The sequence below is a fragment of the Pseudomonas sp. Sample_10 genome (assembly GCF_004321495.1).
Taxonomy (GTDB): Bacteria; Pseudomonadota; Gammaproteobacteria; order Pseudomonadales; family Pseudomonadaceae; genus Aquipseudomonas.
Map to the genome: position 1 here is coordinate 75,098 of NZ_RCOE01000242.1, position 25,967 is coordinate 101,064.

Here is a 25,967-nt window from a genome sequence, read left to right on the forward strand (position 1 = left end):
TCAGGAGTTATTGGCTGTCACGGTGTTGTTGGAACCACGCGCGCGGCGACACGCCACGGTCTGGTCCGAGAATCGAAAAGCCGCCGTCCACCGGCACATCGACACCGGTCATCCAACCGGCACCGGTGCTGCATAGAAAGGCCACGACGCTAGCTATCTCATGGCCGCGACCGATGCGGCCGAGCGGGTGAAAAGGTGCCCCGACCCGATCGGCCAGCTGCGGGTCGTTGTCGCTCAGTTCGGCGACGCTGGGCGACCAGGTCCAGGCAGGTGACACACTCAGCACCCGGATTTGTTCCGGAGCCAAGGTCATTGCCAGGTTTTTTGTCAGTTGCAGGATGCCGGCTTTGGAGGCGGGGTAGAGCGCGCGCCCGGCCGCGCCGAACTTGCCACCGGTGCTGCCGATGTTGATCACCACGCCACCGCTGGGCAGATGCACGGCGGCCTTCTGGGTAAAGATCGCCGCCGACACCAGATTGACGTTCAGGGTTTTCAGCCACTGTGCGCGGTTCGAGGCCAGGCCTTGATCGGCGTACAGGCAAGCGTTATTGACCAGTATGTCGAGCCGGCCGAAACGGGCCAGCGTGGCCGCGATGCACGCGTCGATGTCCTCGTCGCGCTCCACATCACATGCTGAAAATCCGCAATCGATTTCCTGCGCCAGTGCCTGGCCACTGTCGGCGTTGCGCCCCACCAGCATCACCCGTGCACCCTCGGTCGACAGCTGCCGAGCAATGTCCAGGCCCAGGCCCTGGGTGCTGCCGGTCACAATCGCCACTTTGCCTTCGAGCATCATGACAAGTCCTCCAGAGCTTCATTGACCTGACGGATTCGGGCGATCAGCGCCATGCTCGCCAGCGATGCCGTGTGTGCGCCGCTGTCCGCGCTGGCGCAGGCATCCGCTGCGACCGTCACCTCGAAACCGCAATCCACCGCATGGCGCACCGTACTTTCCACCACCGAGTGGGTCGCCACGCCGGCTATCAAAAGGTGCGAGGGATTGAATTGGCGCACCACGGTTTCAAGCGGCGAGCCATAAAACGCATTGATCCGCTGATGGGTGACAACGAACTCACGGCGGCTGTTGAGGGGGGCCAGAGCGCCGAGGAATTCCGCGCCCCAACTGCCTTCCCGGACGGCGCCAAGGGTGGCGACCGTGCGCAATATCGGCGCGTTCTGGATCAGGTCGGCGTAGTCCGGTCGGAACGCCACACGCACGTGAACGATTGGCCAGCCCTTGGCGCGTGCGCCGGCGAGCAGTCGGCCGGCAGCGTCGAGCAGCTCAGCACGCACGCCGTCATCGGCGCCCAGCCCGACCTGAATCTTGCCTTCGGGATGCAATACGTCGTTCTGATAATGCAGGGCAATCAGCATCGGCGCGTTCATCACACGAATACCTCAAGATTGGCGAACACATCGTTGCAGTTGATGAGGTCCACGCGCTTGAGCTGGATCTGCCAACCGCCGCTTTCCCGGGCGGCCAATTTATAGGTGTAGCGACCGGCGAGCTGGCGTTGCTCCAGACGCCATTCGCTGTACTGGAAGCTGGCGCTGACCACCAGCAGGCCCTGGGCATCTAGACCTTCAACCATCACGTTGCCGACCAGGTGCGCGGTTTGCGTCTGCGGTTGCTGCGACCAATTGCGGGCGTTTTCCACGCGGCGGATCCGCACCTCGCGCAGCATGCGGTTTTCCCAGAACAGCGAGATATGGTCGAAGGGGTTGGCTTGCTCGTGCTTGTGCGGCACCCAGTACATGCCGGTGTCGGTGAACAGCTTGTCCCACTCCCAGAAACGCCGCTCATCGAGCAGGCGCGCCTCTTGGTAAAGAAACTGTTCGAGCTGGCGCAGGGTTTCGACGGGAACCTGGGCGGGAGTCAACTGGCGGGTGTCGACGTCGATACGGCGGTCAAGCAGCATGGGTGCTCTCCTTGGCGATCAGGGTGGCGGTCATGAACTGTTTCCAGGCGGCGAACTGGTTGCGCATCGGCAGTTCGCTGGTGCCGTTGGTGGACACTGCTCCGTCTTCCAGCGGTTTATCGGTGCCCGCGTAGCGGTGCATGCTGATCCACTCGCCACCGCGGGTCATGTTGCCTTCCTGACAGCGGGCATAGACTTCGACGTCGTCGGGCATCACGTTGGAGGAGGGCGAGTTGATGACGTTGGCGTAGGTCAGCGCGCGGTCGAACACGGCATCCGGAGCACCCTTGCAGCGGAAGGTCTGGATCTCGACCATGGTCTGGTCCACGGCGATGGGGCGGATGACCCGGAATTGCATGAACACCGTGTGCGGCGATCCGCTGCCGTAAATCACCGTGTTGTGGCGGTTCATGCCCAGAATTTCCTTGGCGCGCTGCTCGCCGTAGGCTTGGCTCAGGCATTCGAAGTGAGCGCGGGAGACCTCGTCGCGCTCGGCGGCGGCCGGGTCGAAGATCGCTTCCATGTAGCCGTGGCCGTTGTGGTAGGCGCGCAGTTCGAGTTTTTCCCAGAAGTCGTAGGGTTCGCCGTTGCCGTCCATGATCAGCAACTCGAAGGGCATTTCACCGATGGCTTCGGCTTCGCCACGCGCCGCGTCTACCGACGATTCGTGGGTCACGCGGGCATGCATGGTGTCGTGCAGGTTCTCGTAGAACACCTTCCAGTTGGAACGCTGCTGAACACGAAAGATGCCGCCTGCGACCTCGACTTCACCGATCGGTGAGCGGTCACAGAGGTTGTCGATGGAGGTGATGACGCCGCCCAGGAAAGATTTCAAGTCCGGTCCGAACGCTGCCTGGCTGGCGAACACGAAGCCGCGATAGGTCTCGACGCGGGCAACGCTGACCATGGAAAAATCCGGGTGCTTGGGGTCGTAGCAAGTGCCTTCGAATCCACTTTTGAGCGGTGCCGACAAATGTTGGCCGTCGAGTTTGAAGGTCCAGGCGTGGTACGGGCAGCGGAAGAATTTGCCGACACTGCCGTCACCGTCGGCGACCAGTTTGGCGCCCTTGTGCGGGCAGCGGTTGTACAGCACGCTGACTTGCTGGTTGGCGCCGCGCACCATGATCACGTCCTGATCGCCGATGCGCGTGGTGTGGTAATCGCCGGGGTTTTTCACCTGGCTTTCATGGCCAACGTAGATCCAGGCGTTGCCGTAGATGCGCTCCATTTCCAGCTTGAACAGGGTCGGATCGGTGTAGACGCTCTTGTGTACGCTGTCCTCGCGAATCAAGGCAGCAATTTGCTCGTTGGTCGGTATCACGGGATGTCCTCGGCTTGTCACAGATCGAGCACCAGCAGTGCGCTGCTGGCACGGGAGACACAGGTGCAGAAACTGCCGGTGGCGCGTTCGCGCTCCGACAGGCAGATGTCACGGTGGTCGGGCTGACCGTCGATGACCTGGGCGACGCACACCCCGCAGTCACCTCGTCGGCAATCGAACATCGGATCCAGGCCGGCCTGGAGCATGGCGTCCAGCACGCTTTGCCCGGCGGCCACCTGCAGGTTCACGCCGCTTTCGCGCAGGTGCACTTCAAAGCCTTGATCGCCGGCCATTTCCAAAGCGCCGCTGAACAGTTCGTAATGCAGGTGATCTTCTGCCCAGCCCTGTTCGCGAGCGCAGGCCAGCACGCTGTTGAGCAGGGCGGTCGGGCCGCAGATATAGAGGTGCAGGCCGGGTCTTGGCGCGGCAAGGATCGCGGCGGCAGGCAAGCGCTTTTGCGGGTCGCCGCCGCTGATCCAGCAATGGTGGTCGAGGCAGGCGCGAGCTTCTGGCAGATAGGCCATCTGCGTTTCGTCGCGACCGGCGTAATGCAGGGTGAAGGACTTGCCCGCTGCTTGCAGTGACCGGGCCATGCTGAGCATCGGCGTGATACCGATGCCCCCGGCGATCAGCAGGGCATGCTCGGTGGTTTCACACAATGGGAAGTGGTTGCGTGGCGCCTCGGCCAGCAGTTCATCGCCGACCTTGAGCGAATGCACCCAACGCGATCCACCTGTGCTCGACTCTTCGAGCTGAACGGCGATTTCGTAGTGTGCACCATCGGGCAGGTTGACCAGCGAATAGGCTCGGCGTTGAGCGCGACTGCCAGGGACATGCAACTCAAGGTGCGCCCCGGCGGTGAAGCCGGGCAAAGGCTGGGCGTTGCTGGACACCAGCAGCACGCGGCGGATTCTTGGGGTCAGAGGCTCGATCTGTTGGACCCTGAGCGAGAGGCTGGACATACGCAATTCCTGTCTGAATTCGTAGCCACTGTATGAAGCCTCAGAGGGTCAAAAAAGCCGCAAACGGCAAACCGGTATCCACTTCTGGCGAGAGTGATTGTTGCAGGAGCGAGGCCCGCTCCTACCGGTTCAGCAACTCAAGTAAAACCCGCAAGTGTTCACCCTCAGCCTTCGCCAGATCGTCCAGCACTGCAAAGTGATGACACCCTGCAAGCTCGACCAGGCTCACGGCCTGCCCGGCCTCGCGACAGGCACTGGCGTACTCGCGGGAATGGCGTATCAACTCCGGCAACTCATCTGCGCCCACGGTCAGCAGCAGCGGTGCGCCATCGCCGATCAGCCTTTGCGGGCTATAGCGCTGGACGTCTTCGTCGCTCAGTTGCAGCTTGTCGTTCAGCCAGCAACGGCTGATGGGTTCCAGCTCCATCAGGCCGCTGATCGGCATGGCCAGGGTCACCAGCGGATGCCGGCGATGCAACGCAGTCAGGTGGCCACCCGCCGAGTGCCCGCACAGCACCACCTGCTGGCCGATGTTGAAAAATTCGCGATGCGCCAACAGGTAGTCCAGAGCCTTGCCGATCTGGCCGACGATGGTGCCCATGCTTGCCTGGGGCGCCAGGGTGTACTCCAGCAAACCGACATTGCAGCCGGCCTCGATCAGGCCTTCTGCGATAAAGGCGTAGTCTTCCTTGTCCGAGGCCTGCCAGTAACCGCCGTGGATGAACAGCAGTGTCGGCGCCCCGGCAGTCGCCTGGGCGTACCAGTCGAATCGCTCTCGCATGGCCTCGCCATACGCCAGGTCACGCTGCCAGGCATGGCGCTTGTAGGTCTGGGCACTGCGTTGACGAAAGCCCTGCATGATCTGTGGAAAATTACCCACGGCGGCGACGTTGTTGTAAGCCTGATCGAGGTCCATGTCCGCTCACACTCCCAGGTAGCGTTGTGACAGTTCGGGTTGCGCCGCCAGTTCCAGCGGTGTGCCGTCCCAGACCTGGCGCCCCTTCTCGATGATGTGATGACGGTCGACCACCCGCGCCATTTCCTTGAGGTTTTTGTCGATTACCAGAATCGTCTCGCCCTCGGCCTTGAGGGTGGCCAGGCAACTCCAGATCTGCTCGCGAATGATCGGTGCCAGGCCTTCAGTGGCTTCGTCGAGAATCAGCAGGTTGGGGTTGGTCAACAACGCGCGGCCGACTACCAGCATCTGCTGCTCGCCGCCTGACAGGGTGCGTGACAGTTGGTCCTGGCGTTCCAGCAAGCGCGGAAACAGTTCATAGACCCGCGCCAGATCCCACTTGCCCCGCGTAGCGGTGGCCAGCAGATTTTCCCGCACGCTCAAGGTTCCGAACGCGCGGCGACCCTCCGGCACCAGGCCCAGGCCGGCCTTGGCGATGCGATAGGGCGCAGCTCCACGCATTTCCGTGCCGTTGATGCGGATGCTGCCGGCACTGGGCTTGAGCAATCCCATGATCGACTTGACCGTGGTGGTCTTGCCCATGCCGTTGCGGCCGATCAGCGACACCACCTGGCCCTGCTCGATGCTCAGGTGCATGTCGAACAACACCTGGCTCAAGCCGTAGCCCGCTTTCAAACCTTGAACCTCAAGCATGTTCTTCTCCCAGGTAAGCGGCCCGTACTTGCGGGTCATTGCGCACTTGTTCGACGCTGCCGGTCAGCACCGTCTGGCCATACACCAGCACCGTGATGCGGTCGGCGAGGGCGAATACCGCGTCCATGTCGTGTTCGACCAGCAGGATCGCGTACCGGCCCTTGAGGCTGTGCAGCAGCTCGGTCATGCGCGCAGATTCGTCGGCCCCCATCCCGGCCATCGGTTCATCAAGCAATAGCACCGAAGCTTCCTGGGCCAGTGCGAGTGCGATCTCCAGTTGCCGCCGTTCGCCGTGGGACAGTTCGTGGACCGGGTCTTGCGCGCGAAGACCCAGGCCCACCTGTTGCAAGTAGCCCTGCGCCGGTTCCAGCAGGCGGGTGTCGCGGCTCAGCGGACGCCACATGCCGAACGCCTTGCCGTCGCGGGCAGCGATGGCCAGGGCGACGTTTTCCAGCAGGGTGAACTCGGTATACAGCTGGCTGACCTGGAAGGCCCGCGCCAATCCCAGGCGCGGCCGCTGCCAGGCCGGCACGCGGGTAATGTCCTGACCATTGAGGTGAATCTGGCCCTGGTCGGGAAAAATCTCCCCGGCGATCTGCGCGATCAGCGTGGATTTACCGGCGCCGTTGGGGCCAATGATGGCGTGCAACTCGCCCTTGGCCAGTTCAAGGCTGGCGCCGTTAGTGGCCTTCACCGCGCCGAAGGCCTTGTGCAGATCATGAATCGATAGTTGTGCGCTCATGGGCGTGCCTCCACAGCGGCGTTCGGTTTGATGGCAACTCTCTTCGGTTTGCGCTGCAACAGACTCAGCAGCAATCCGTAGACGCCTTTCTTGCCGAACAGCACCACCAGCAAAAGCAGAGGCCCGAAGATCAGCATCCAGTGCTCGGTCCACTGGCTCAGCACCTGTTCAAGGCCCAGGTAAGTGGCCGCGCCCAGCAGTGGGCCGAGCAGGGTGCCGACGCCACCGAGGATCACCATCGCCATCAGCTCGCCGGACTTGTGCCAGGCGCCCATGTCGGGGCTGACGAATAACGCGTAGTTAGCCCACAAAATCCCCGCCAGGCCACCGCCGGTGCCGGCGATCACAAACGCCGTCAGGCGATAGCGCAAGGGTTTGAGGCCCAGGCTGACGCTGCGCCGCTCGCTTTGCTTGAGCCCGCGCAACACAAAACCGAAACGCGAATTGACCAGTCGCCGGCACAGCAGCAACCAGCCGGCCAGCAAGGCCACGCACAGGTAGTAGAAGTGGTTGGCGTCACCCAGATCCAGCGCGCCGAAGGTATTGCGCTCGTTAAGCAGAATGCCGTCGTCGCCGCCGTACAACGACAGCGAACCGAGCACGAAGTAGAGCATCTGGCCGAACGCCAGTGTGATCATGATGAACTGCACGCCACTGGTGCGCAGCGACAGATAACCCACCAGCAGCGAGAGCAGTGCGCAGACCAGCAAGGCCAGGGGCCACACCACCAGCGCACTGTTGCTGCCTTCCCAGCCCCACAACGGCATGCCTTGCGAAGTATGAAAAGCAACGATGCCAACAATGTAACCGCCCAGGCCGAAGAACGCGGCATGGCCGAAGCTGACCATGGCGCCGTAGCCGATCAGCAGGTCCAGGCTGATGGCCGCCATGCCGTAGATGGCAAGGCGGGTGAAGAAGCTGACCAGGTAAGGTTCGTGCAACCAGTGAGCCAGCAGCGGCATGCAGGCGAATGTCGCCAGGCACGCGAGGTCGATGATGAGGCGTGGTGACATAGCGTTCTCCTCAGGCGCGGGCCGGCAGCAGGCCGCGTGGGCGCACCAGCAGCACCAGGGCCATGACGATGTAGGCGCTGGCGGAAATCAGCCCGGCGCTCAGGGTGCCGCTGGTTTCGCTGGGTAACAGCTGGTCCAGCAGCGGCGGAATGTAGGCACGGCCGAGGCTGTCGACCATGCCGATCAGTAACGCCCCCACCAACGCACCGCGCACCGAGCCGACACCGCCGACGACGATGACCACGAAGGTGGTGATCAGGATCTTTTCACCCATGCCGATTTCCACCGACAGCAGCGGTGCGGCCATGAAACCGGCCAGGCCGCACAGTACGCAGCCGAATACGAACACCAGGGTGTACAGCCGGGCGATGTTGACGCCCAGCGCGCCGACCATTTCGTGGTCGTCGGCACCGGCGCGAATCAGCATGCCCAGGCGCGTGTGGTTGATCAGCAGCCACATGCCGACAGCCACTACCAGCCCTGCGGCGATGAACAGCAGCCGGCTGACCGGGTACATCAGCCCCGGCAGCACTTCGACAAAACTTGAATACCACTCGGGTGTGGGCATCGCCGGTGGGCTGCGGCCGAAGATCAGGGTCAGCAGTTCGTTGCTGAAAAACACCACGGCCAATGTCGCCAGTACCTGATCCAGGTGATCGCGATTGTAGAGGCGGCGCATGATCGAAGTTTCGATCAGCGCGCCGTAACAGGCCGAGCCGATCAGCGCGGCCAGGCCACCCAGCCAGAACGAGCCGGTGGCCATGGCGGTGTAGGCAGCACAGAACGCGCCGACCATATAGAAAGCACCGTGGGCCAGATTGATCACGCCCATGATGCCGAAAATCAGGGTCAGGCCTGAGGCCAGCAAAAACAGCAAGGCGCTGTATTGCAGGCCGTTGAGAATCTGTTCGAGCAATAACATGACTGCGTTCCTCACGAAAACGCCCCGCAGCTGTGCTGCAGGGCGAGGACAGGGCTCAGGTGCCGGTCAGATCGAGCATTGAGCGGCGTAGCTGTCGACGTGGCGGGTCGCCAGGGTCCTGATCGGCACTTCCACCAGCTTGCCGTCGGCACCGGCCTGCACTTGCAGCAGGTACCAGTCGATCACCGGGTGCTGGTTCTGGGCGAAGCTGAAGTCACCGCGAATGGAATCGAACTGGACGTTCTTCATCGCCGCGCGGAAAGCCGGCTGGTCTTTCAGATTGCCCTGGGAAGTTTTCAGGGCGGCGCCGATCAGCCGTGCCGTGTCGTAGGTCTGGGCGGCATACACCGTCGGGGCGCGCTTGTATTTCTCGGTGAAGGCCTTGACGAAAGCCTGGTTGGCCGGATTGTCCGATTGCGGGTTCCAGAGGGTGACGACGTTGGTGCCCTTGGCCACATCACCGACGGCGGCGAGCATGCGTTCATCCATGGAGAACACCGGCACCACCATCGGGATTTGCGCCGACAGGCCCGAGCCGCCGTATTGCTTGGCGAAGTTGATGCCGCCACCACCCGGATGAAACTGGAAGATCGCATCCGGTGTCAGTGCACGCACGCGCGCCAGTTCCACCGAAAAATCCAGCTGGTTGAGCTTGGTGTAGATCTCGGTCACTTCGCCCTTGAAGGTGCGCTTGAAGCCGGCCAAAGCGTCCCGACCGCCCTGATAGTTGGGCGCCAGAATCACCATCTTCTTGTAGCCCAGCTCGTTGGCAGCTACACCGGCCATTTCGTGCGGGGTGTCGTTCTGGTAGGAGCCGACGAAGTAATTGGCCATGCATTTTTCACCGGCCAGGGTCGAGGGCGCAGTGTTGTTGCTGACGTAGAAGGCGTCCTTGGTGGCGGTGTTGATCACGGCCGCCAGCACGTTGGAAAAAATCACACCGGTATACAGCGAAATGCCGTCCAGGCTCATGCGGTCGGCGATCTGCTTGGCCTTGGCCGGTTGCAGGCCGTCATCTTCCACGATGAGTTGCACCGGCACGCCGCCGAGCTTGCCGCCTTCCTGATCGATCGCCAGCTGGAAGCCGTCTCGCGAGTCTTCGCCCAGGTAGCCGGCGGGGGTGGAGAGGGTGGTGATGAAGCCGATTCGGACAGGCTCCACGGCCTGGGCAGCCGTCGCTGCGCAGAGGGAGGTTGCCAGACATGCACGCAATACCAGGTTTTTCATGAGGCGGCCTATGAAGTAGGTCGTGCCAACGCACGGTAGATGTCGATGAGGGCAGTGATTCGGTGTTCGGTCGGGCCGATTGATTGTTGTTATGGGGTGCTGCGTCAGCTGTTGCTCTCGGTGAACTTCTCCAGGTAAAGACGGCTGTGGTCCAGGCCGTGGTGCTGGCGCCAGTCCTTGATCGACTCGACCATCGGCGGCGGGCCGCACAGGTACAGGTCAAATGGCTGGTCACGCAGTTCGGCCAATTCGAGGTGTTCGGCGATGTAACCGGTCTTGCCCGGCCAGTCGGGGGCGGGGTTGCTGACCACCGGCGTAAAACGGAATCCCGGGATTCGTGCGGCATAGGCTTCGATGCGCGAAACCTCGCACAGGTCCGCGGCCTCGCGCACGCCGTAGTACAGGTGCACCGGGTGGCCGCAGCCTTGCTGCGCGGCGATCTGATCGAGCATGCCGAGGAATGCCGACAACCCGGTGCCGCCGGCTACCATCACCAGCGGCCGGTCGACATGGCGCAAGTAGAAGGCACCCAGCGGCGCCTCCATGTGAATCACGTCGCCGACCTGGCAGCGATCGCGCACGTAGTCGGTCATCACGCCGCTGGGCAGCAGTCGGATGAGGAACTGCAAGTTGCTGCTGCCCGGCGCGCAGGCAAAGGAATACGAGCGCCGATGTTCGGTACCCGGTACTTTCAGGCGAGCGTACTGTCCCGGCAGATAGTCCAGCGCCGCGCCCGCTGCGCCGACTTCCACATGCACGATGGCGGTGGTCGGGGAGACTTGCCGCACCTCGCTCACAGTGCCATGCAGGTTGCTCGGGCCGTTGCTGCCGCAGAGGCTGGAATCGAAATCGAAATAGAAAGCCGCGTCCGACTGCACGCGCGTCTGGCAGGTCAGCATCTTGCGCTCTGCCAGGTCGCTGGCGGACAAGGCCTCTTCGTCCACATAGTCCTGGGTGTACTGCCCGGATTCACAGCGGCCCTGGCAGGTCGCGCAAACCCCTTCGCGGCAGTCCAACGGAATCTTGATTCCACTGCGCAGGGCCGCGTCGAGCAGGATTTCATTGTTCTGCACGTTGCAGAAGAGTGTTTTGCCGTCGGCGAAACTGAAGGCGACCTTGTACGTCATGAGCGTTAATCCGCAGGGTTCAGAGATGGTAGAAATCGAGCACGGAGTTGATCGTGTCGTTGAGCAGAACCACATGTTTGCGGGCGATTTTCCAGCTCTCGCCGTCGGGGCGCAGACGATACGTGGCGTGGCCGAAGAACTGTTCGGCGGTCTGCATGCGGTAGTAGAGGGTGTTCCAGTTGACGCGCACTTCCAGCTCATCGTCCTGCAGCGACGCGATGCGCACATTGCTGATCAGGTGCAGGGTGCGCGGCATCGGGATGGTCGACGCCGCCTTGCCGGTGCGAATACGGAACACCCGGTCTTCCAGGCCGCCCCGGTTGGGGTAATAGATCAGCGACATGCCTTTTTTCGGGTCGGTGGTGTAGACGTGTTCCGAATCCCATTGCGGCAGATGGAATTCGCTGTCGTCGCTGAACATGGCCAGGTAGGTGTCCCAGTCCTGGGCATCGCAGGCTTCGGCTTTACGGTAAAGAAATTGCTCGACGCGGTATTGCAGTTGCGAATTCATCTTCACACCTCACGCAGTTTCAACGGTTGTTGTTCGGCAGCCTTGCGCGCCAGGCCCTCAAGCAAAAAGCGCTGCCAGTTGGCGTGCTGATTGACGTACAGGCCTTCATGGGTGAATTCGGTGCCGGTCAGTGCCGGTGCGATGCCAATGGTCTCGCTGTTGCGAGTCGGGCCTTCGACCCACTTGCCCTGGCCGCGGGAAATATCGCTCCAGCGCTCCAGGCGCGCCTGGAAACCACGCTGGGCTTCACGGAACTCCACCAGGTCGTCGGGGGTGCCCATGCCGGACACATTGAAGAAGTCTTCGAACTGACGAATGCGGTTTTCCCGATCCGCATCCGACTCGCCGACGACGCCCAGGCAGAAGCTGTTGATTTCTGTCTTGTTCCAGGCCAGCGGGCGGATGATCCGCAGCTGCGAGCTGATCTGGTCGAGGAAGAACATGCTCGGGTAGACGTTGAGGTTGCGCAGGCGGTGCATCATCCACTCGGCCTTGCCCTGGCCGTGTTCCTGGATCAGGCGCGGCATGATGCTGGCGTAACCCGGGCGCACGGCCGGGTTGGGCATGTCGCTGAACAGCACGCTGTGGCCATTGTGGAAGGCGAACCAGCCGTCATCGGTTTCCTTGTCGCCTGCGCCCAACTTGCTGTAGTCCAGGGTGTCGCTGGCGGTCAGGCCTTTCTCGGCATTGACCTGTTGGCGGTGCTGAACGGTGGCTACGTAGTTGTAGTGAACGGTGCTGACGTGATAGCCGTCCAGGCCGTTCTCGTTCTGCAGTTTCCAGTTACCGTCGTAGGTGTAGGCCGACTTGCCCGGCAGGACTTCGAGCTGACCGGTCGGCGACTGCGCCACCATCATGTCGAAGAACACCTTGGCGTCACCGAGGAAGTCTTCCAGGGTATCGGTGCCCTCTACGTTGAGGCTGACGAACACAAAGCCGTTGTAGCTTTCGATACGGGCTTTTTTCAGGCCGCGGGTGGCCTTGTCGAAACCTTCGGGATACTCGCCCGGCGCCTTGACCTTCACCAGGCGCCCGTCGCTTTTGTAGCACCAGGCATGGAAGGGGCAGGTGAAGGTTGACTGGTTGCCCTTGCCGACGCGGGTGAGGGTGGTGCCGCGGTGCTGGCAGGCGTTGATCAGGGCGTTGAGGCGACCTTCACCGTCACGGGTAATGATCAGTGGCTGGCGACCGGCCCGCATCGTCATGAAGTCATGGTTATTGGCGATCTCGCTTTCGTGACAGGCATAGATCCAGTTCTTCTCGAAAATCAGTTCCATTTCCAGATCGAACAATTCCGGATCGGTAAACATATCGCGGGCAATGCGATAAACACCGTCTTGCGGGCGGAAGTCCAGGCAACTTTCGATATAACTTTTCCACTGTTCGACACTTCGTGCAGTTGTCATTTCCCAGTCCTCGGCCAATGGGCTAATTCGTGCCTTCATTTAATGACGGGGTGGCCGGCAGGGTCTATCCGCTTATTAGTGGAAACCCATCCGGAAAATAAGCCCTGATACGCAGCTGTTGACGATAAATCCCCGTAAACACGGGCTTTCATCGCGATCGCTGGCTGAGCAAACGGCTATTTGTCGTTCAGTAACGGGATAGCCGCTGATGAACTTGTTACGGCTTAATTTCAATCGAAGCACCACCAGAGTGTCTCGCTTCAGGTCACTAAAACTGCCATTGCTCATGGCCCTGGGTTCTGTACCCGAAGTGCCTTCTATTCATGTGTTGCTATATAAGCGGCAGGGGGAAGAAATAATATGTTGCATAAAGCGTGGTTAGTTCGGGGGGTTCAAACAGTTGGCTTGTTGACGCCATTGTTGGCACAGGCAGATGTAGTCAGTGACAGCAAGCTGACGTTGGGTACCCGCAACTTTTACCTTGATCGGGATTACAAGGAGAACAACCCGCCCCATTCGCGAGTGGGCAGTTGGACCCAGGGTTTCGACCTGCGTTTTGCCTCCGGCTATACCGATGGCCCGCTGCAGTTCGGCCTCGATGCAGAGGCGCAGTATGCCTTTCGACTGGACGGCGGTGGCGGGCGTGGCGATGACACCATCATCCCGTACAGCCAGAGTCGTCAGGAGCAGGCCGATGAATATGGCCGTGGCGGTGTGACGCTGAAAATGCGCTATTCAAAAACCGAACTGAAAGTCGGTGAGTTGCGGCCGTTTCTGCCAGTGGTGATCATTGACGACTCGCGCCAGTTGGTCACGACCTATCGCGGCGCCTTGCTCGAGTCCAAGGAAGTCGATCGTCTGACATTGACCGCCGGACGCCTGACGGAAATCGGCGCGCGTAACTCCTCCAATTACGAAAAACTGTACCTGCAGACCGGCTCCGGCGTGCGCCACGGCAGCGACGGTCTGAACCTCGCCGGCGCCAGTTATGCCTTGACGCCCTCAGTGACCGGCACCTACTTCTACGCGCAACTGGAAGACATCTATCAACAGCACTATCTGGGTATCACTCACCTGGCGGATCTGGGTGACGGTTATGGGCTGAAGACCGACCTGCGTTACTTCAATAACAACGAAGATGGCGAGGCCCTGTACGGAAACATTGATAACAGCTCCTACGGTGCCATGACCTCGCTCAAAAAGGGCGGCCATCGATTCGGCGTGGGCTACCAGCGGATGCTCGGCGACAGCAACTTTCCGACTTTGGGTGGTTATGTACCCCAGCCGTTTCTGGTGAACTGGTCGCGGGTAGGGTTCATCAAGCCCAACGAAAAATCCTGGCAGCTGCGTTATGACTTCGATTTCGCCGCCCTCGGCGTACCGGGCCTGAACTTCATGACCCGTTACTTCAAGGGTACTTCGGTGGACCGTGGCGACAACCTCAGCCAGGCAGCGGAGCAGGAGCGTAACCTGGTGCTGTCTTATGTGGTGCAAAGCGGTCCGCTCAAGGGCGTGGGTGTGGAAGCCGGCAATGTTGTCGCCAAATTCAGCCACGGCAATGACTGGGTGGAGAACCGTCTGATCACTACTTACACCTGGAAATTTTGGTAACGTCCTGCCCTCAAATCGAACGCGGTTGTGCGCTGAAGTGACGCCTTGGGTAGCGCATTACCCTTGGCGTCGACCTTTATCGGCACTGTTGCCGTGTGCATCAACGACGCGCAACGCGTTCAATATCCAGATTGTTTCCGATTACTAGCCAAAAAATGCGGATATCGCTTGTTCGCGCCGGCTGGGCACAGCCCTTGCAAATCCAATGAGAATACGCGCCGAAGAGCGTGTCGATGTCCATTGCCGTGGGTGTACTGAAATGACTGAACCAAATGTTGCCCAGTTTCGAGATATCCGCATAGATCGCTACGACCTGGCCGGTGCCCGCGCATGGATGGCCGGCATTTGCGGGCCACATGAGTTGCAGACCAGCCAGCCGAACCGGATTCAATTTCACCACAAGGCCAATGTGTTCAAATCCATGTCCACGACCTTGGGCCGGATGGAATACGGCACCGACGTGACCATCGGCGTCGAGGATGCCGAACACCTCAATTGCTACAGCCTCAGCCTGCCTATTCGTGGCGAGCAAGAGTTGCTCAAGGACGGTCGCCGGTTGTACTCCAATCAGGACCAGGGCCTGATCGTCACCCCCCACGAAACCCAGTCACTGACCATGGCCGGTGACTGCCACAAGATCTCCGTGGTGATTACCCGCATGGCCATGCGACAGACCCTGGAAGGCATGCTGCAGCGCCCGTTGGAAATGCCGCTGAAATTCGAGCCGGTGATGGACGCGGTCAACGGCGCCTCTGCCTCCTGGTGGCGGCTGGCCCGTTACTACATCGATGAACTTGAGCGCGGCCAGGATCTGTTCAATCAGGTGTTCTTCACCCGCGATATCGAAAGCGCGCTGATCAAGGGCCTGATCCTTTCGCAGCCCAACAACTACAGTGCTGAACTGCGTGACCAATTGGGCGCCAAGTTGCCGTACTACTTGATACGCGCCAAGGATTTCATCGAAAGCAACGCCCGCGAAGACATGCACCTGGAGGACATCGAGGCGGCAGCAGGCGTGTCCCGCTTCAAACTGTTCGAAGGCTTTCGCAAACACTTCGGCGTCTCGCCCATGGCTTACCTGAAAAAGTATCGCCTCGGCGCGGTGCGCCAGGAAATTCTCGAAGACGCCTCGGTGCGCAACATCTCGGTGATCGCAATGTGTTGGGGGTTCTCGCATCTGGGTCGGTTCGCCAGCGAATACCGCAAGCTGTTCAACGAAACGCCGAGCGCCACCTTGCAACGCAGCGAAGCCCGTCGCAACCGGTCGCTTTGAAATGACGACTTTACACGCCGCCACCGCCAACAGCGTGGGCCTGAACTTGTCGCTGATGTGCCGCGAGCCGGTTTTCACCAGCCGTTCGGCGCAGGAAACCCAGCGTTTGATGGGGCAAGCGCTGGTGGAGCATGAGCTGGATTGGCCACGGGGCGGTGTCGACACGGCGTTCTATCGCGGCCAGGTCGCCAGCTGCGAACTGTATGCGTTGCGCTACGGTGGCCAGGTGGAGATCCGCCCGCGGCCTTTCGAAGATTTCGTACTGGTACAGATGCCACTGCGCGGCAGTGCCACCCTTGAGTCCGACGGCATGGGCTATGGCGTCAGCCCCGGAGAAGTGGCGATTCTGTCCCCGCGTGAACACGCGCGTGTGGTGTGGGAGGAGGGCTGTGAGCAACTGATCCTCAAATTGCCACGGGCATTGCTCGACGCCAGCCAGAACGCGCTGGCCGACGATTTGCCATCGGGCTTCACGCTGGCGCCGGTCAGCCGCCTGCAACGGCCCTTGGCGATGCGCTGGTTTCGACTGGTCAGCGAATTGCTGGAGCATCTACCCGATGGCGAAGCGAGCGCTACGCCTTCGCGCTGGTTGCAGCATCTGGAGCAGAGCCTGCCGCTGTTTCTGCTCAGCCATTGTGGTATTACACAACAAGAATCCTCGTCGCCGCGCCAGCCCACACGCCAACTGCAGAAAATCGAAGCGTGTATGCGCGAGCACCTTGCCCAGGGCATTACGCTGGCAGAATTGGCGCTTGCCGCCGGAGTGAGCGTTCGCAGCTTGAACACCCTGTGCCAGCGCGAATACGGTCAAAGCCCTATGGACCGCTTGCGCGGATTACGCCTGGAAGCCGCCCGGGAGTACTTGCTGGCGAGGCCCTATTCCAGCGTGACTGAGGTGGCGCTGGAATTCGGCTTTGGCCATGTGGGGCGGTTTGCCAATTACTATCGGCAGCGGTTTGGAGAGCTGCCAAAGCAGACGATGAAGTCTCAGGCATAGCAGGAAACGCGAGCACAAAAAAACCCGCCATAAGGCGGGTTTTTTGATGGCTGGAGATTTTGATCTCCGAACCTTGTCTGGCTCCACGACCTGGACTCGAACCAGGGACCCAGTGATTAACAGTCACTTGCTCTACCAACTGAGCTATCGCGGAATGGCGCCTATGTTACTGATTCAAAAAGAGAAGTCAAGCGCCCGATATTAACTTCCGCGATTCATGGGGACGGACGGTGGTTTATCGGTGATTGGCGGTTACCAGAATCACTGGCGGGGTCTACCATGGCTGCCCGGAAGTGGTTACACGCGCTGCCGGCCATTCGCCGAAAAGGTACGCGCCATGTCTCGTTTGACCTCCACAACGCCTCGAAACCACGAGGTGCCTGCATGAGCATCACCCAGATCAGTCTGCCCAAAGGGGTTGGTCCGCACGCCGAGAAACTCTTCGACGCAATTACCCAAGCCAGTACCGCTGATGAATTGAACCGCGCCGGTGGCAAGGCTGAAGGGTTCGTCCTGGGCCTGGAAAGCACCAAGGCGATCAAGAGCCAGGTTGCCGAAGCGCTTTACGTCGCCTATGACGACGCCGCCAGCCAGCGCGCGACCGAGTTGGCCTAGCCGCCGAAAGTGATCGTGCCAAGCATCAGTTTGGCATACAGCGCCGTGGCGCCCAGTTGTACCAGCCACAAGGCCAGACCGCCGAGAAATACGCCGGCAGCGACTTGCATCACCAGGTTGTTGCCGCGTTGTTTGGCCGGGGCGCGAGGGATGAAGCGATCCAGGTCATCCAGGTCATCGCGGTCAGCACGCAGGTTGTCGTTTTTCATGTAGGTTCTCGCAGGAATACCAAGGTGTACAAAATACCTGTAGGCGCGAGCCTGCTCGCGATGAACCTGCGGACATCGCTGGGTGTCAGGTTGCCAGCGTTATCGTTGATACCTATCGCGAGCAGGCTCGCTCCTACAATTTACTTGGGTGGAGTTTAGAGGTCGCAGCCACCGCTTTGAGATTTATCTGCCACAAACAAAAAAAACGGGAAGCCCAAAGGCTTCCCGTTTTCGTGTCACGGCGCGATTCAGATCACCTGAACAATAGCATCCGTTACAGCCTTGATGTTGCTCTGGTTCAACGCAGCTACGCAGATACGACCGGTGTCCAGGGCGTAGATGCCGAACTCGTTGCGCAGACGGTGAACCTGCTCAACGCTCAGGCCGGAGTAGGAAAACATGCCGCGCTGACGACCGACGAAGCTGAAATCACGCTGTGGTGCGTTTTTCGCCAGGGTCTCGACCATCTGGGTGCGCATGCCGCGAATGCGCAGGCGCATTTCGGCCAGTTCGGCTTCCCACTGGGCGCGCAGTTCCGGGCTGTTCAACACGGCTGCAACGATGCTCGCACCATGGGTCGGCGGGTTGGAGTAGTTGGTACGGATCACGCGCTTGACTTGCGACAGCACGCGCGCGCTTTCTTCTTTCGATTCGCTGACGATCGACAGGGCACCCACGCGCTCGCCGTACAGTGAGAACGATTTGGAGAACGAGCTGGAGACGAAGAAGGTCAGGCCCGATTCGGCAAACAGGCGCACGGCTGCGGCGTCTTCGTCGATGCCATCGCCAAAACCTTGGTAGGCCATATCGAGGAAAGGCACGTGGCCTTTGGCCTTGACCACTTCCAGGACGTTTTTCCAGTCCGCCGGGCTCAGGTCCACACCGGTCGGGTTGTGGCAGCAGGCGTGCAGCACAACGATCGAGCCGTTTGGCAGGGCGTTCAGGTCTTCCAGCAGGCCCACACGGTTCACGTCGTGGGTCGCGGCGTCGTAGTAACGGTAGTTCTGCACCGGGAAACCGGCGGTTTCGAACAGCGCGCGGTGGTTTTCCCAGCTCGGGTCGCTGATTGCCACGACGGCGTTCGGCAGCAGTTGCTTGAGGAAGTCGGCACCGATTTTCAGTGCACCGGTACCACCCACAGCCTGAGTGGTGATGACGCGACCGGCAGCGATCAGCGGCGAATCATTGCCGAACAGCAGTTTTTGCACAGCCTGGTCGTAGGCCGCGATGCCGTCGATGGGCAAGTAGCCCCGGGAAGCGTGTTGAGCGACGCGAATGGTTTCGGCTTCGACAACGGCGCGCAGGAGTGGAATTTTCCCCTCCTCGTTGCAATAAACACCGACTCCCAGGTTGACCTTGTTGGTACGGGTATCGGCGTTGAATGCTTCGTTGAGGCCCAGGATTGGATCGCGTGGTGCCATTTCGACAGCGGAGAACAGGCTCATTTTTGCGGCGGCTCTGAATGGAGAATGGAGGGACGTGTCGCGCTCCAGCCGAATGCACTAGAGCGGTGCACAAACGGGGAGCTAGTATAGAGGCCATCTGCGATCGATGGCGACAGACGAAACGGCTTTTACGTTAAGTTTTTCCGATTATTTTTCGACCGTTAGTCGATTGGTGTCGTCCAAAGCATTACGCGATGTAGGACGTTTGCCTTGAAAGCGACGGCAATCGGCTCCACATTGAGCGCAATCCAGTTTTTTCCTCGGGCGACATCGGTCGTTTGCGGTCTTTCTCGTTCGTGCCGGTTTTGCCGGCAAGCGTGATCCCAGAGGTTTTACATGTCTGAATTCCAGCTAGTCACCCGTTTCGAACCTGCCGGCGATCAGCCTGAAGCCATTCGCCTGATGGTCGAGGGCATCGAAGCCGGGTTGGCGCACCAGACATTGCTCGGTGTGACTGGTTCGGGCAAGACCTTCAGTATCGCCAACGTAATCGCGCAGGTGCAGCGTCCGACGCTGGTGCTGGCGCCGAACAAGACCCTGGCGGCGCAGTTGTACGGCGAGTTCAAGGCGTTCTTCCCGAACAATGCCGTGGAGTACTTCGTTTCCTATTACGACTACTACCAGCCCGAGGCTTACGTACCATCGTCGGACACCTTCATCGAGAAAGACGCCTCGATCAACGATCACATCGAACAGATGCGTCTGTCCGCGACCAAGGCGTTACTGGAGCGCAAGGACGCGATCATCGTCACCACGGTGTCGTGCATCTACGGTCTGGGCAGCCCGGAAACCTATCTGAAAATGGTGCTGCACGTGGATCGCGGCGATCGGCTAGACCAGCGCGAATTGCTGCGACGCCTCGCTGACTTGCAATACACCCGCAATGACATGGATTTCGCCCGTGCGACCTTCCGCGTACGTGGCGACGTGATCGATATCCACCCGGCGGAATCGGATTTCGAAGCGATCCGCATCGAGCTGTTCGACGACGAGGTCGAAAGCCTGTCGGCGTTCGATCCGCTGACCGGCGAAGTGATCCGCAAACTGCCGCGTTTCACCTTCTATCCGAAAAGCCACTACGTGACGCCAAGGGAAACCCTGATGGGCGCGGTGGAAGGCATCAAGGTTGAATTGAAGGAGCGCCTGGAATACCTGCGCTCCAACAACAAACTGGTGGAAGCCCAGCGCCTGGAGCAACGCACCCGATTCGACCTGGAGATGATCCTCGAATTGGGTTACTGCAATGGCATCGAAAACTACTCGCGCTATCTGTCCGGCCGTGAAGCCGGCGCGCCACCACCGACCCTCTACGATTACCTGCCGGCCGATGCCTTGCTGGTGATCGACGAATCCCACGTCAGCGTGCCGCAGGTTGGCGCAATGTATAAAGGTGACCGCTCGCGTAAAGAAACACTGGTGGAATACGGTTTTCGCCTGCCATCGGCGCTGGATAACCGGCCGATGCGTTTCGATGAATGGGAGGCCATTAGCCCGCAAACGATCTTCGTCTCGGCGACCCCGGGCAATTATGAAGCCGAGCACGCCGGGCGCGTCATCGACATGGTGGTGCGGCCGACCGGGCTGGTGGACCCGCAAATCGAAATCCGCCCGGCCCTGACTCAGGTCGATGACCTGCTCTCGGAAATCACCAAGCGCGTTGCCCTGGAAGAGCGCGTGCTGGTCACCACGCTGACCAAGCGCATGGCCGAAGACTTGACCGACTACCTGGCCGATCACGGCGTGCGCGTGCGCTACCTGCACTCGGACATCGACACCGTAGAGCGGGTCGAAATCATCCGTGATCTGCGCCTGGGCACTTTTGACGTGCTGGTGGGGATCAACCTGCTGCGCGAAGGTCTGGACATGCCTGAGGTGTCGCTGGTGGCGATTCTCGACGCCGACAAGGAAGGATTCCTGCGTTCCGAGCGCTCGCTGATCCAGACCATCGGTCGGGCAGCGCGTAACCTCAACGGTCGGGCGATTTTGTATGCCGACCGGATTACCGGGTCCATGGAGCGGGCGATCGGGGAAACCGACCGTCGTCGCGACAAGCAGATCGCCTTCAACCTGGCGCATGGCATCACGCCCAAAGGCGTGTTCAAGGACGTCGCTGACATCATGGAAGGCGCCACCGTGCCAGGTTCGCGCAGCAAAAAGCGCAAGGGCATGGCCAAGGCGGCCGAAGAAAACGCCAGATACGAGGCGGAATTGCGTACACCAGGGGAGATCGCCAAGCGCATCAAGGCTCTGGAAGAGAAAATGTATGCATTGGCGCGTGATCTCGAATTCGAAGCCGCGGCGCAGATGCGCGATGAAATTGGCAAGTTGCGGGAGCGCTTGATTACCGTTTGAGTTTCTTTGTGGTGTCTGTACTGGCCCCTTCGCGGGCAAGCCTCACTCCTACAGGTTTGTGTCGTCCTGTGGGCGCCGCAAGAACTGTAGGAGCGAGGCTTGCCCGCGAAGGCCGCGCCTCGATCTCAATGCGCCTCGCCAGCTTTCAACCCCTCGGGTAATTTCCGGGTCAGCAACACCGCCAGCATGCTGATTCCCAGCGCAATCCCGACAAAGTGAAACGCATCGTTGTACGCCATGATCGACGCCTGCTGATGGGCGATCTCACTGAGCTTGCCCAGCGCCGCAGCCTCGCTTCCAAACCGGTCTGTCAGTGACGCCAACCGCTCCGCCACTTGCGGGTTGGTCGGCACTATCGCCTCGCGCAAGTAATCAAAATAGGTCTTGGTCCGGGCATCCAGCAGCGTGGCGAGGAGGGCGATGCCAATGGCCCCGCCGAGATTGCGCAGGATGTTGAACAGGCTCGACGCGGACCCGGCGTCCTGCGGAAGAATGTAGGCAGTGGCGATCAGCGAAATGGTGACCATGATCAATGGCTGGCCCAGGGCGCGGATGATCTGGATCTGATTGAACTGCGGCCCGGCGAAATCCGGATTCAATACGCCTGAAGAGAAGCTCGCCAGGCCGAACAAACCGAAACCCAGTGTGCACAGCCATTTCGGCGAGACGTATTTCATCAGCTTGGGCACCAGCGGAATCAGAAACAGTTGCGGCACACCCATCCACATGATCACTTCACCGATCTGCAGCGCGTTGTAGTTCTGGATCTGCGCCAGGTACAGCGGCAACAGGTAGATCGAGCCATACAGGCCAACCCCCATCCCGATACTGGAAATGCTCGATAAGCCGAAATTGCGATTGCCGAGGATACCGAGGTTGATCAGCGGATTGGGTTTGGAAAACTGCACGATCACAAAGGTGATCAGACTGATCAGGGCGATGCTGCCCAGCGTCACGATCAGATCCGACTCAAGCCAGTCCTTGCGATGGCCTTCTTCCAGAAACACCTGCAGACAGCCCAGTCCCACACCCAGTGTGACAATGCCGGCGTAGTCGGTGCTTTTCAGCAGTTCCCAATGCGCTTCTTTCTTTTCCAGGCCGTACATCAAGCCGGCAATCATGATCAGTCCGGGCGGAATGTTGATGTAGAAGATGTATTCCCAACCCCAATTCTCTGTCAGCCAACCGCCAAGCGTCGGGCCGATGGAGGGCGCGAAGGTGGCGGTCATGGCGAACATGGCCATGCCTTTGGCGCGGTGATGCTCCGGGAGTTTGATCAGTGTGAGAGTGAAGGCCAGCGGAATCAGCGCGCCACCGGTGAACCCCTGCAGGGCGCGGAAGACAATCATGCTTTCCAGGCTCCACGCCATGGAGCATAGCAGGGAAGCGACCAGGAAACCGAGGGACACCCACACCGCCAGACGCCGCGCCGAAAGCAACTGCACGAGCCAGGCGGTGAGCGGGATCATGATGATTTCCGCCACCAGGTACGAGGTGGAAATCCACGAGCCTTCTTCCAGGGTGGCCGACAGTGCACCCTGAATGTCCTTGAGCGACGAGTTGGTGATCTGGATGTCCAGCACCGCCATGAACGCGCCGAGCATCACGCTCATCACCGCAATCCAGTCCCGCCGCGTCGGTTCCCCGACCGGGCGGATCAGTTGATCACCGGCCATCGTCAGCGGCGTCTTTGCTGCTCAAGCTGGCGCTGACGTGTTCCGGGGTGTCCTTGATGTTCACCTTGGCGGTGACCGACATGCCCGGGCGAATCTTGCCGCGCAGCGGATTGTCGACGGCGAACGTCAGCTTGACCGGGATCCGCTGTACGACTTTGGTGAAGTTGCCCGTGGCATTGTCCGGTGGCAACAGGCTGAACTGTGCGCCCGAGGCCGCGAACAGGCTGTCGACCCGCGCTTCGATCGGCGTGTCACCGTAGGCATCGAAGATCAGTTCGGCTTTCTGCCCGGGCTGCATGTGGCCAATCTGGGTTTCCTTGAAATTGGCCTGAATCCAGATGTCTTCATCCGGCACGATCGACAGCAGGTAAGCGCCGGCCTGCACATATTGGCCATTGCGCGCGGCACGCTGGCCGATCAGGCCGCTGATGGGCGCGTGAATGTCGCTGCGGGTCAGGTTCAGTTCGGCCTGGGCCAGGTCGGTCCTGGCGTTGGCGATCTGTGCGTCGAGGCGTTTGATTTCGGCGTTCAGTGCGTTGATCTGCTGGCGCTGACCCTGGGCGTCCGCTTGGGCCTTGGCCAGTTGCGAGCGGGCAATGTGGTTGTCGGCGGAGAGGGTGGTCACGCGCTCTTCCGAGACATAACCCGGTTTGCGCAAGGTTTCGGCGCGGTTCAGGTCAATCTGCGAGCGGCCGAGGCTGGCTTGGCTGGAGGCGACTTGCGCATCGCTGGCGGCGATCAGGCTGGCTTGCTGGGTCAGCTTGCTCTGGGCTTGCAGGCGTTCGGCTTGCCGGGTGGCGAGGGTCGCGTTGGCGCGGTCGACAGCGAGGCGGAAGTCATCGCCTTCGAGGCGGATCAGCAGTTGGCCTTTCTCGACGTGCTGGTTGTCCTGCACCAGCACTTGATCGATGCGCGCGCCCAATTGGCTCGACACACGGGTGATTTCGCCCTGCACATAGGCGTTGTCAGTGCTTTCATAAAACCGTCCCTTGAAGAACCACTGGGCAAAGAATCCCCCGGCAATCAGCAGGACGATCAGCAGGAAAATGGAAAGGCGACGCTTGAGTTGGGCAGGCATGGGGCAAACTGTAGTCGAGAATATGTAAGAAAAGTTATCAGCAGGTGAATCTGGCATACAGCCGATAAACGGTAAATGGCGGTGGCTGATAATCGGCCATTCACCGCACCGTACCGGCGTTGTAGTCGCAACCTTGGCTTAAATGCCCTGTTCGCTGGAGCGGGACGGGTGTCGCCTGTTACCATTCGCCCTTTGTTTGATCTTCTTTTCGAGACTTGCCATGACCACCGTCCGCACGCGCATCGCGCCATCGCCTACCGGGGACCCCCATGTAGGTACCGCTTACATCGCATTGTTCAATTACTGCTTTGCCAAGCAGCATGGCGGTGAGTTCATCCTGCGGATCGAAGACACCGACCAGTTGCGCTCGACCCGCGAGTCCGAACAGCAGATTTTCGACGCCCTGCGCTGGCTGGGGATCGACTGGAGCGAAGGCCCGGACGTCGGCGGCCCGCACGGTCCATACCGGCAAAGCGAGCGCGGTGATATTTATCAGAAGTATTGCCAGCAACTGGTCGACATGGGCCATGCCTTCCCGTGCTTCTGCACCGCCGAAGAGCTGGACCAGATGCGCGCCGAGCAGATGGCGCGTGGCGAAACCCCGCGTTACGACGGCCGTGCACTGTTGCTGTCCAAAGACGAAGTGGCGCGCCGCCTCGCTGCCGGCGAGCCGCATGTGATCCGCATGAAGGTGCCGAGCGAAGGCGTCTGCGTGGTGCCGGACATGCTGCGTGGCGACGTTGAAATCCCGTGGGACCGCATGGACATGCAGGTCCTGATGAAGACCGACGGCTTGCCGACGTACTTCCTGGCCAACGTGGTCGACGATCACCTGATGGGCATCACCCACGTACTGCGCGGCGAAGAGTGGCTGCCGTCGGCTCCGAAGCTGATCCTGCTTTACGAATACTTCGGCTGGGAACAACCGGAGCTGTGCTACATGCCGCTGCTGCGTAACCCGGACAAGAGCAAGCTGTCCAAGCGCAAGAACCCGACTTCGGTGACTTTCTACGAGCGCATGGGCTTCATGCCTGAGGCAATGCTCAACTATCTGGGACGCATGGGCTGGTCGATGCCTGACGAGCGTGAAAAGTTCTCGTTGCAGGAGATGGTCGACTATTTCGATCTGAAGCGCGTTTCCCTGGGCGGGCCGATTTTCGACATCGAAAAATTGTCGTGGCTAAACGGCCAATGGCTGCGTGACCTGCCGGTGGAAGAGTTCGCCGCGCGCGTGCAGAAGTGGGCATTCAACTCCGAATACATGATGAAGATTGCCCCGCACGTGCAGGGCCGGGTTGAAACCTTCAGTCAAGTCGCACCGCTGGCGGGGTTCTTCTTTGCCGGTGGTGTCAACCCGGATGCCAAACTGTTTGAATCGAAAAAGCTGTCGGGTGATCAGGTTCGGCAGTTGATGCAGTTGATCCTCTGGAAGCTCGAAAGTCTGCGTCAGTGGGAGAAGGACAACATCACCGCGACCATTCAGGCCGTGGTCGAGTCCCTGGAGCTGAAGCTGCGTGACGCCATGCCGCTGATGTTCGCTGCGATTACCGGTCAGGCCAGTTCGGTATCGGTGCTCGATGCGATGGAAATCCTCGGACCTGACCTGACCCGTTTCCGTCTGCGCCAGGCCATTGACCTGCTCGGTGGCGTGTCGAAGAAAGAAAACAAGGAGTGGGAAAAGCTCTTGGGCGCTATTGCCTGATTGCGTTTGACTCTGCAGGGGCTGCCGAAGGCCGCGATCTTTTGATCCCGATCTTCGGCGCTTCCCCCGGATTTTCGGGGGGAGGGCGGTAAGTGGTTGTTATGTCGGCAAAAAATTTTAAATTTTTTGAAAAATAAGTTTGACAGGCTTCCGATACGCCCTTAAGATTCGCCCCGTCCTCAGCGATGACATCAACGATGAGGGGCTATAGCTCAGCTGGGAGAGCGCTTGCATGGCATGCAAGAGGTCG

General features: G+C 60.3%; 24 protein-coding genes and 1 tRNA gene. 6 read left to right on the top strand and 19 right to left on the bottom strand.

Features of this window, described 5'->3' with window-relative positions:
- Nucleotides 1-7: 7 nt before the first annotated feature.
- The 14 genes from D8U18_RS24135 to antA all read right to left on the bottom strand — a co-directional run bounded on the left by D8U18_RS24135 (nucleotide 8) and on the right by antA (nucleotide 12,759).
- Nucleotides 8-796, bottom strand: a complete 789-nt coding sequence (locus D8U18_RS24135; protein WP_131108674.1) for an SDR family oxidoreductase — start codon at nucleotides 794-796, stop codon at nucleotides 8-10.
- Complete coding sequence (locus tag D8U18_RS24140) at nucleotides 793-1,386, bottom strand: cysteine hydrolase (protein WP_131108676.1); 594 nt, start codon at nucleotides 1,384-1,386, stop codon at nucleotides 793-795. Before D8U18_RS24140 ends, D8U18_RS24135 begins: the two co-directional genes overlap by 4 nt.
- A complete protein-coding gene (locus D8U18_RS24145) occupies nucleotides 1,386-1,919 on the bottom strand; it encodes an aromatic-ring-hydroxylating dioxygenase subunit beta (RefSeq protein WP_056857082.1) in 534 nt (177 codons plus the stop codon). The genes D8U18_RS24140 and D8U18_RS24145 overlap by 1 nt, the downstream gene beginning before the upstream one ends.
- Entirely contained in the window at nucleotides 1,909-3,240 is a 1,332-nt protein-coding gene (locus D8U18_RS24150; protein WP_056857083.1) for an aromatic ring-hydroxylating dioxygenase subunit alpha, read from the bottom strand. Before D8U18_RS24150 ends, D8U18_RS24145 begins: the two co-directional genes overlap by 11 nt.
- Before the next feature lie 17 nt (nucleotides 3,241-3,257).
- Nucleotides 3,258-4,202: a PDR/VanB family oxidoreductase gene (locus D8U18_RS24155; protein WP_131108677.1), complete on the bottom strand. Its 945-nt coding sequence runs from the start codon at nucleotides 4,200-4,202 to the stop codon at nucleotides 3,258-3,260.
- Nucleotides 4,203-4,323: 121 nt separating this feature from the next.
- Nucleotides 4,324-5,118, bottom strand: a complete 795-nt coding sequence (locus tag D8U18_RS24160; protein ID WP_131108679.1) for an alpha/beta hydrolase — start codon at nucleotides 5,116-5,118, stop codon at nucleotides 4,324-4,326.
- 6 nt (nucleotides 5,119-5,124) lie between these two features.
- Nucleotides 5,125-5,811 (bottom strand): ABC transporter ATP-binding protein, encoded by a 687-nt coding sequence (locus D8U18_RS24165; protein WP_056857086.1) that lies wholly within the window; start codon nucleotides 5,809-5,811, stop codon nucleotides 5,125-5,127.
- Nucleotides 5,804-6,553, bottom strand: coding sequence for an ABC transporter ATP-binding protein (locus tag D8U18_RS24170; protein ID WP_056857087.1), 750 nt, complete (start codon nucleotides 6,551-6,553; stop codon nucleotides 5,804-5,806). The genes D8U18_RS24165 and D8U18_RS24170 overlap by 8 nt, the downstream gene beginning before the upstream one ends.
- Nucleotides 6,550-7,566: a branched-chain amino acid ABC transporter permease gene (locus D8U18_RS24175; RefSeq protein ID WP_056857088.1), complete on the bottom strand. Its 1,017-nt coding sequence runs from the start codon at nucleotides 7,564-7,566 to the stop codon at nucleotides 6,550-6,552. Before D8U18_RS24175 ends, D8U18_RS24170 begins: the two co-directional genes overlap by 4 nt.
- A gap of 10 nt (nucleotides 7,567-7,576) precedes the next feature.
- Entirely contained in the window at nucleotides 7,577-8,488 is a 912-nt protein-coding gene (locus D8U18_RS24180; RefSeq protein WP_046038155.1) for a branched-chain amino acid ABC transporter permease, read from the bottom strand.
- 66 nt (nucleotides 8,489-8,554) lie between these two features.
- On the bottom strand, nucleotides 8,555-9,715 hold the full coding sequence (locus tag D8U18_RS24185; protein ID WP_056857089.1) for an ABC transporter substrate-binding protein: 1,161 nt from the start codon (nucleotides 9,713-9,715) through the stop codon (nucleotides 8,555-8,557).
- A 104-nt stretch (nucleotides 9,716-9,819) separates the two neighbouring features.
- Entirely contained in the window at nucleotides 9,820-10,842 is a 1,023-nt protein-coding gene (gene antC / locus D8U18_RS24190) for an anthranilate 1,2-dioxygenase electron transfer component AntC (RefSeq protein ID WP_131108681.1), read from the bottom strand.
- Between the two features lie 19 nt (nucleotides 10,843-10,861).
- Complete coding sequence (gene antB, locus D8U18_RS24195; protein ID WP_056857091.1) at nucleotides 10,862-11,353, bottom strand: anthranilate 1,2-dioxygenase small subunit; 492 nt, start codon at nucleotides 11,351-11,353, stop codon at nucleotides 10,862-10,864.
- Nucleotides 11,354-11,355: 2 nt separating this feature from the next.
- Entirely contained in the window at nucleotides 11,356-12,759 is a 1,404-nt protein-coding gene (gene antA, locus D8U18_RS24200) for an anthranilate 1,2-dioxygenase large subunit (RefSeq protein WP_056857105.1), read from the bottom strand.
- A gap of 360 nt (nucleotides 12,760-13,119) precedes the next feature.
- Here antA and D8U18_RS24205 point away from each other — a divergent pair, with 360 nt between their 5' ends.
- The 3 genes from D8U18_RS24205 to D8U18_RS24215 all read left to right on the top strand — a co-directional run bounded on the left by D8U18_RS24205 (nucleotide 13,120) and on the right by D8U18_RS24215 (nucleotide 16,640).
- A complete protein-coding gene (locus D8U18_RS24205) occupies nucleotides 13,120-14,370 on the top strand; it encodes an OprD family porin (protein WP_130907215.1) in 1,251 nt (416 codons plus the stop codon).
- Nucleotides 14,371-14,629: 259 nt separating this feature from the next.
- Nucleotides 14,630-15,643 (top strand): AraC family transcriptional regulator, encoded by a 1,014-nt coding sequence (locus D8U18_RS24210; protein WP_177336616.1) that lies wholly within the window; start codon nucleotides 14,630-14,632, stop codon nucleotides 15,641-15,643.
- 1 nt (nucleotide 15,644) lies between these two features.
- A complete protein-coding gene (locus tag D8U18_RS24215; protein WP_131108683.1) occupies nucleotides 15,645-16,640 on the top strand; it encodes an AraC family transcriptional regulator in 996 nt (331 codons plus the stop codon).
- 78 nt (nucleotides 16,641-16,718) lie between these two features.
- Here D8U18_RS24215 and D8U18_RS24220 read toward each other — a convergent pair.
- A tRNA-Asn gene (locus D8U18_RS24220) sits at nucleotides 16,719-16,794 on the bottom strand.
- Nucleotides 16,795-17,024: 230 nt separating this feature from the next.
- Between D8U18_RS24220 and D8U18_RS24225 the strand changes: the two genes are divergently transcribed.
- On the top strand, nucleotides 17,025-17,255 hold the full coding sequence (locus D8U18_RS24225; RefSeq protein WP_131108685.1) for a hypothetical protein: 231 nt from the start codon (nucleotides 17,025-17,027) through the stop codon (nucleotides 17,253-17,255).
- Here D8U18_RS24225 and D8U18_RS24230 read toward each other — a convergent pair.
- Both D8U18_RS24230 and D8U18_RS24235 read right to left on the bottom strand, forming a co-directional pair.
- A complete protein-coding gene (locus D8U18_RS24230) occupies nucleotides 17,252-17,464 on the bottom strand; it encodes a hypothetical protein (RefSeq protein WP_056857095.1) in 213 nt (70 codons plus the stop codon). The genes D8U18_RS24225 and D8U18_RS24230 overlap by 4 nt on opposite strands.
- Nucleotides 17,465-17,712: 248 nt before the next feature.
- Nucleotides 17,713-18,909, bottom strand: a complete 1,197-nt coding sequence (locus D8U18_RS24235) for an amino acid aminotransferase (RefSeq protein ID WP_056853725.1) — start codon at nucleotides 18,907-18,909, stop codon at nucleotides 17,713-17,715.
- 336 nt (nucleotides 18,910-19,245) lie between these two features.
- On the opposite strand from D8U18_RS24235, the gene uvrB reads away from it, so the two are divergent.
- Entirely contained in the window at nucleotides 19,246-21,261 is a 2,016-nt protein-coding gene (gene uvrB / locus D8U18_RS24240) for an excinuclease ABC subunit UvrB (RefSeq protein ID WP_131108687.1), read from the top strand.
- A gap of 125 nt (nucleotides 21,262-21,386) precedes the next feature.
- Here the strand turns inward: uvrB and D8U18_RS24245 are convergent, their stop codons facing one another.
- Both D8U18_RS24245 and D8U18_RS24250 read right to left on the bottom strand, forming a co-directional pair.
- Complete coding sequence (locus D8U18_RS24245) at nucleotides 21,387-22,877, bottom strand: MDR family MFS transporter (protein WP_177336562.1); 1,491 nt, start codon at nucleotides 22,875-22,877, stop codon at nucleotides 21,387-21,389.
- A gap of 49 nt (nucleotides 22,878-22,926) precedes the next feature.
- The gene (locus tag D8U18_RS24250; RefSeq protein WP_056853722.1) at nucleotides 22,927-24,015 is read right to left on the bottom strand and encodes an HlyD family secretion protein; all 1,089 of its coding nucleotides are present in this window, start codon (nucleotides 24,013-24,015) and stop codon (nucleotides 22,927-22,929) included.
- Nucleotides 24,016-24,235: 220 nt separating this feature from the next.
- Here D8U18_RS24250 and gltX point away from each other — a divergent pair, with 220 nt between their 5' ends.
- Nucleotides 24,236-25,717: a glutamate--tRNA ligase gene (gene gltX, locus D8U18_RS24255; protein ID WP_131108689.1), complete on the top strand. Its 1,482-nt coding sequence runs from the start codon at nucleotides 24,236-24,238 to the stop codon at nucleotides 25,715-25,717.
- Nucleotides 25,718-25,967: the final 250 nt, after the last annotated feature.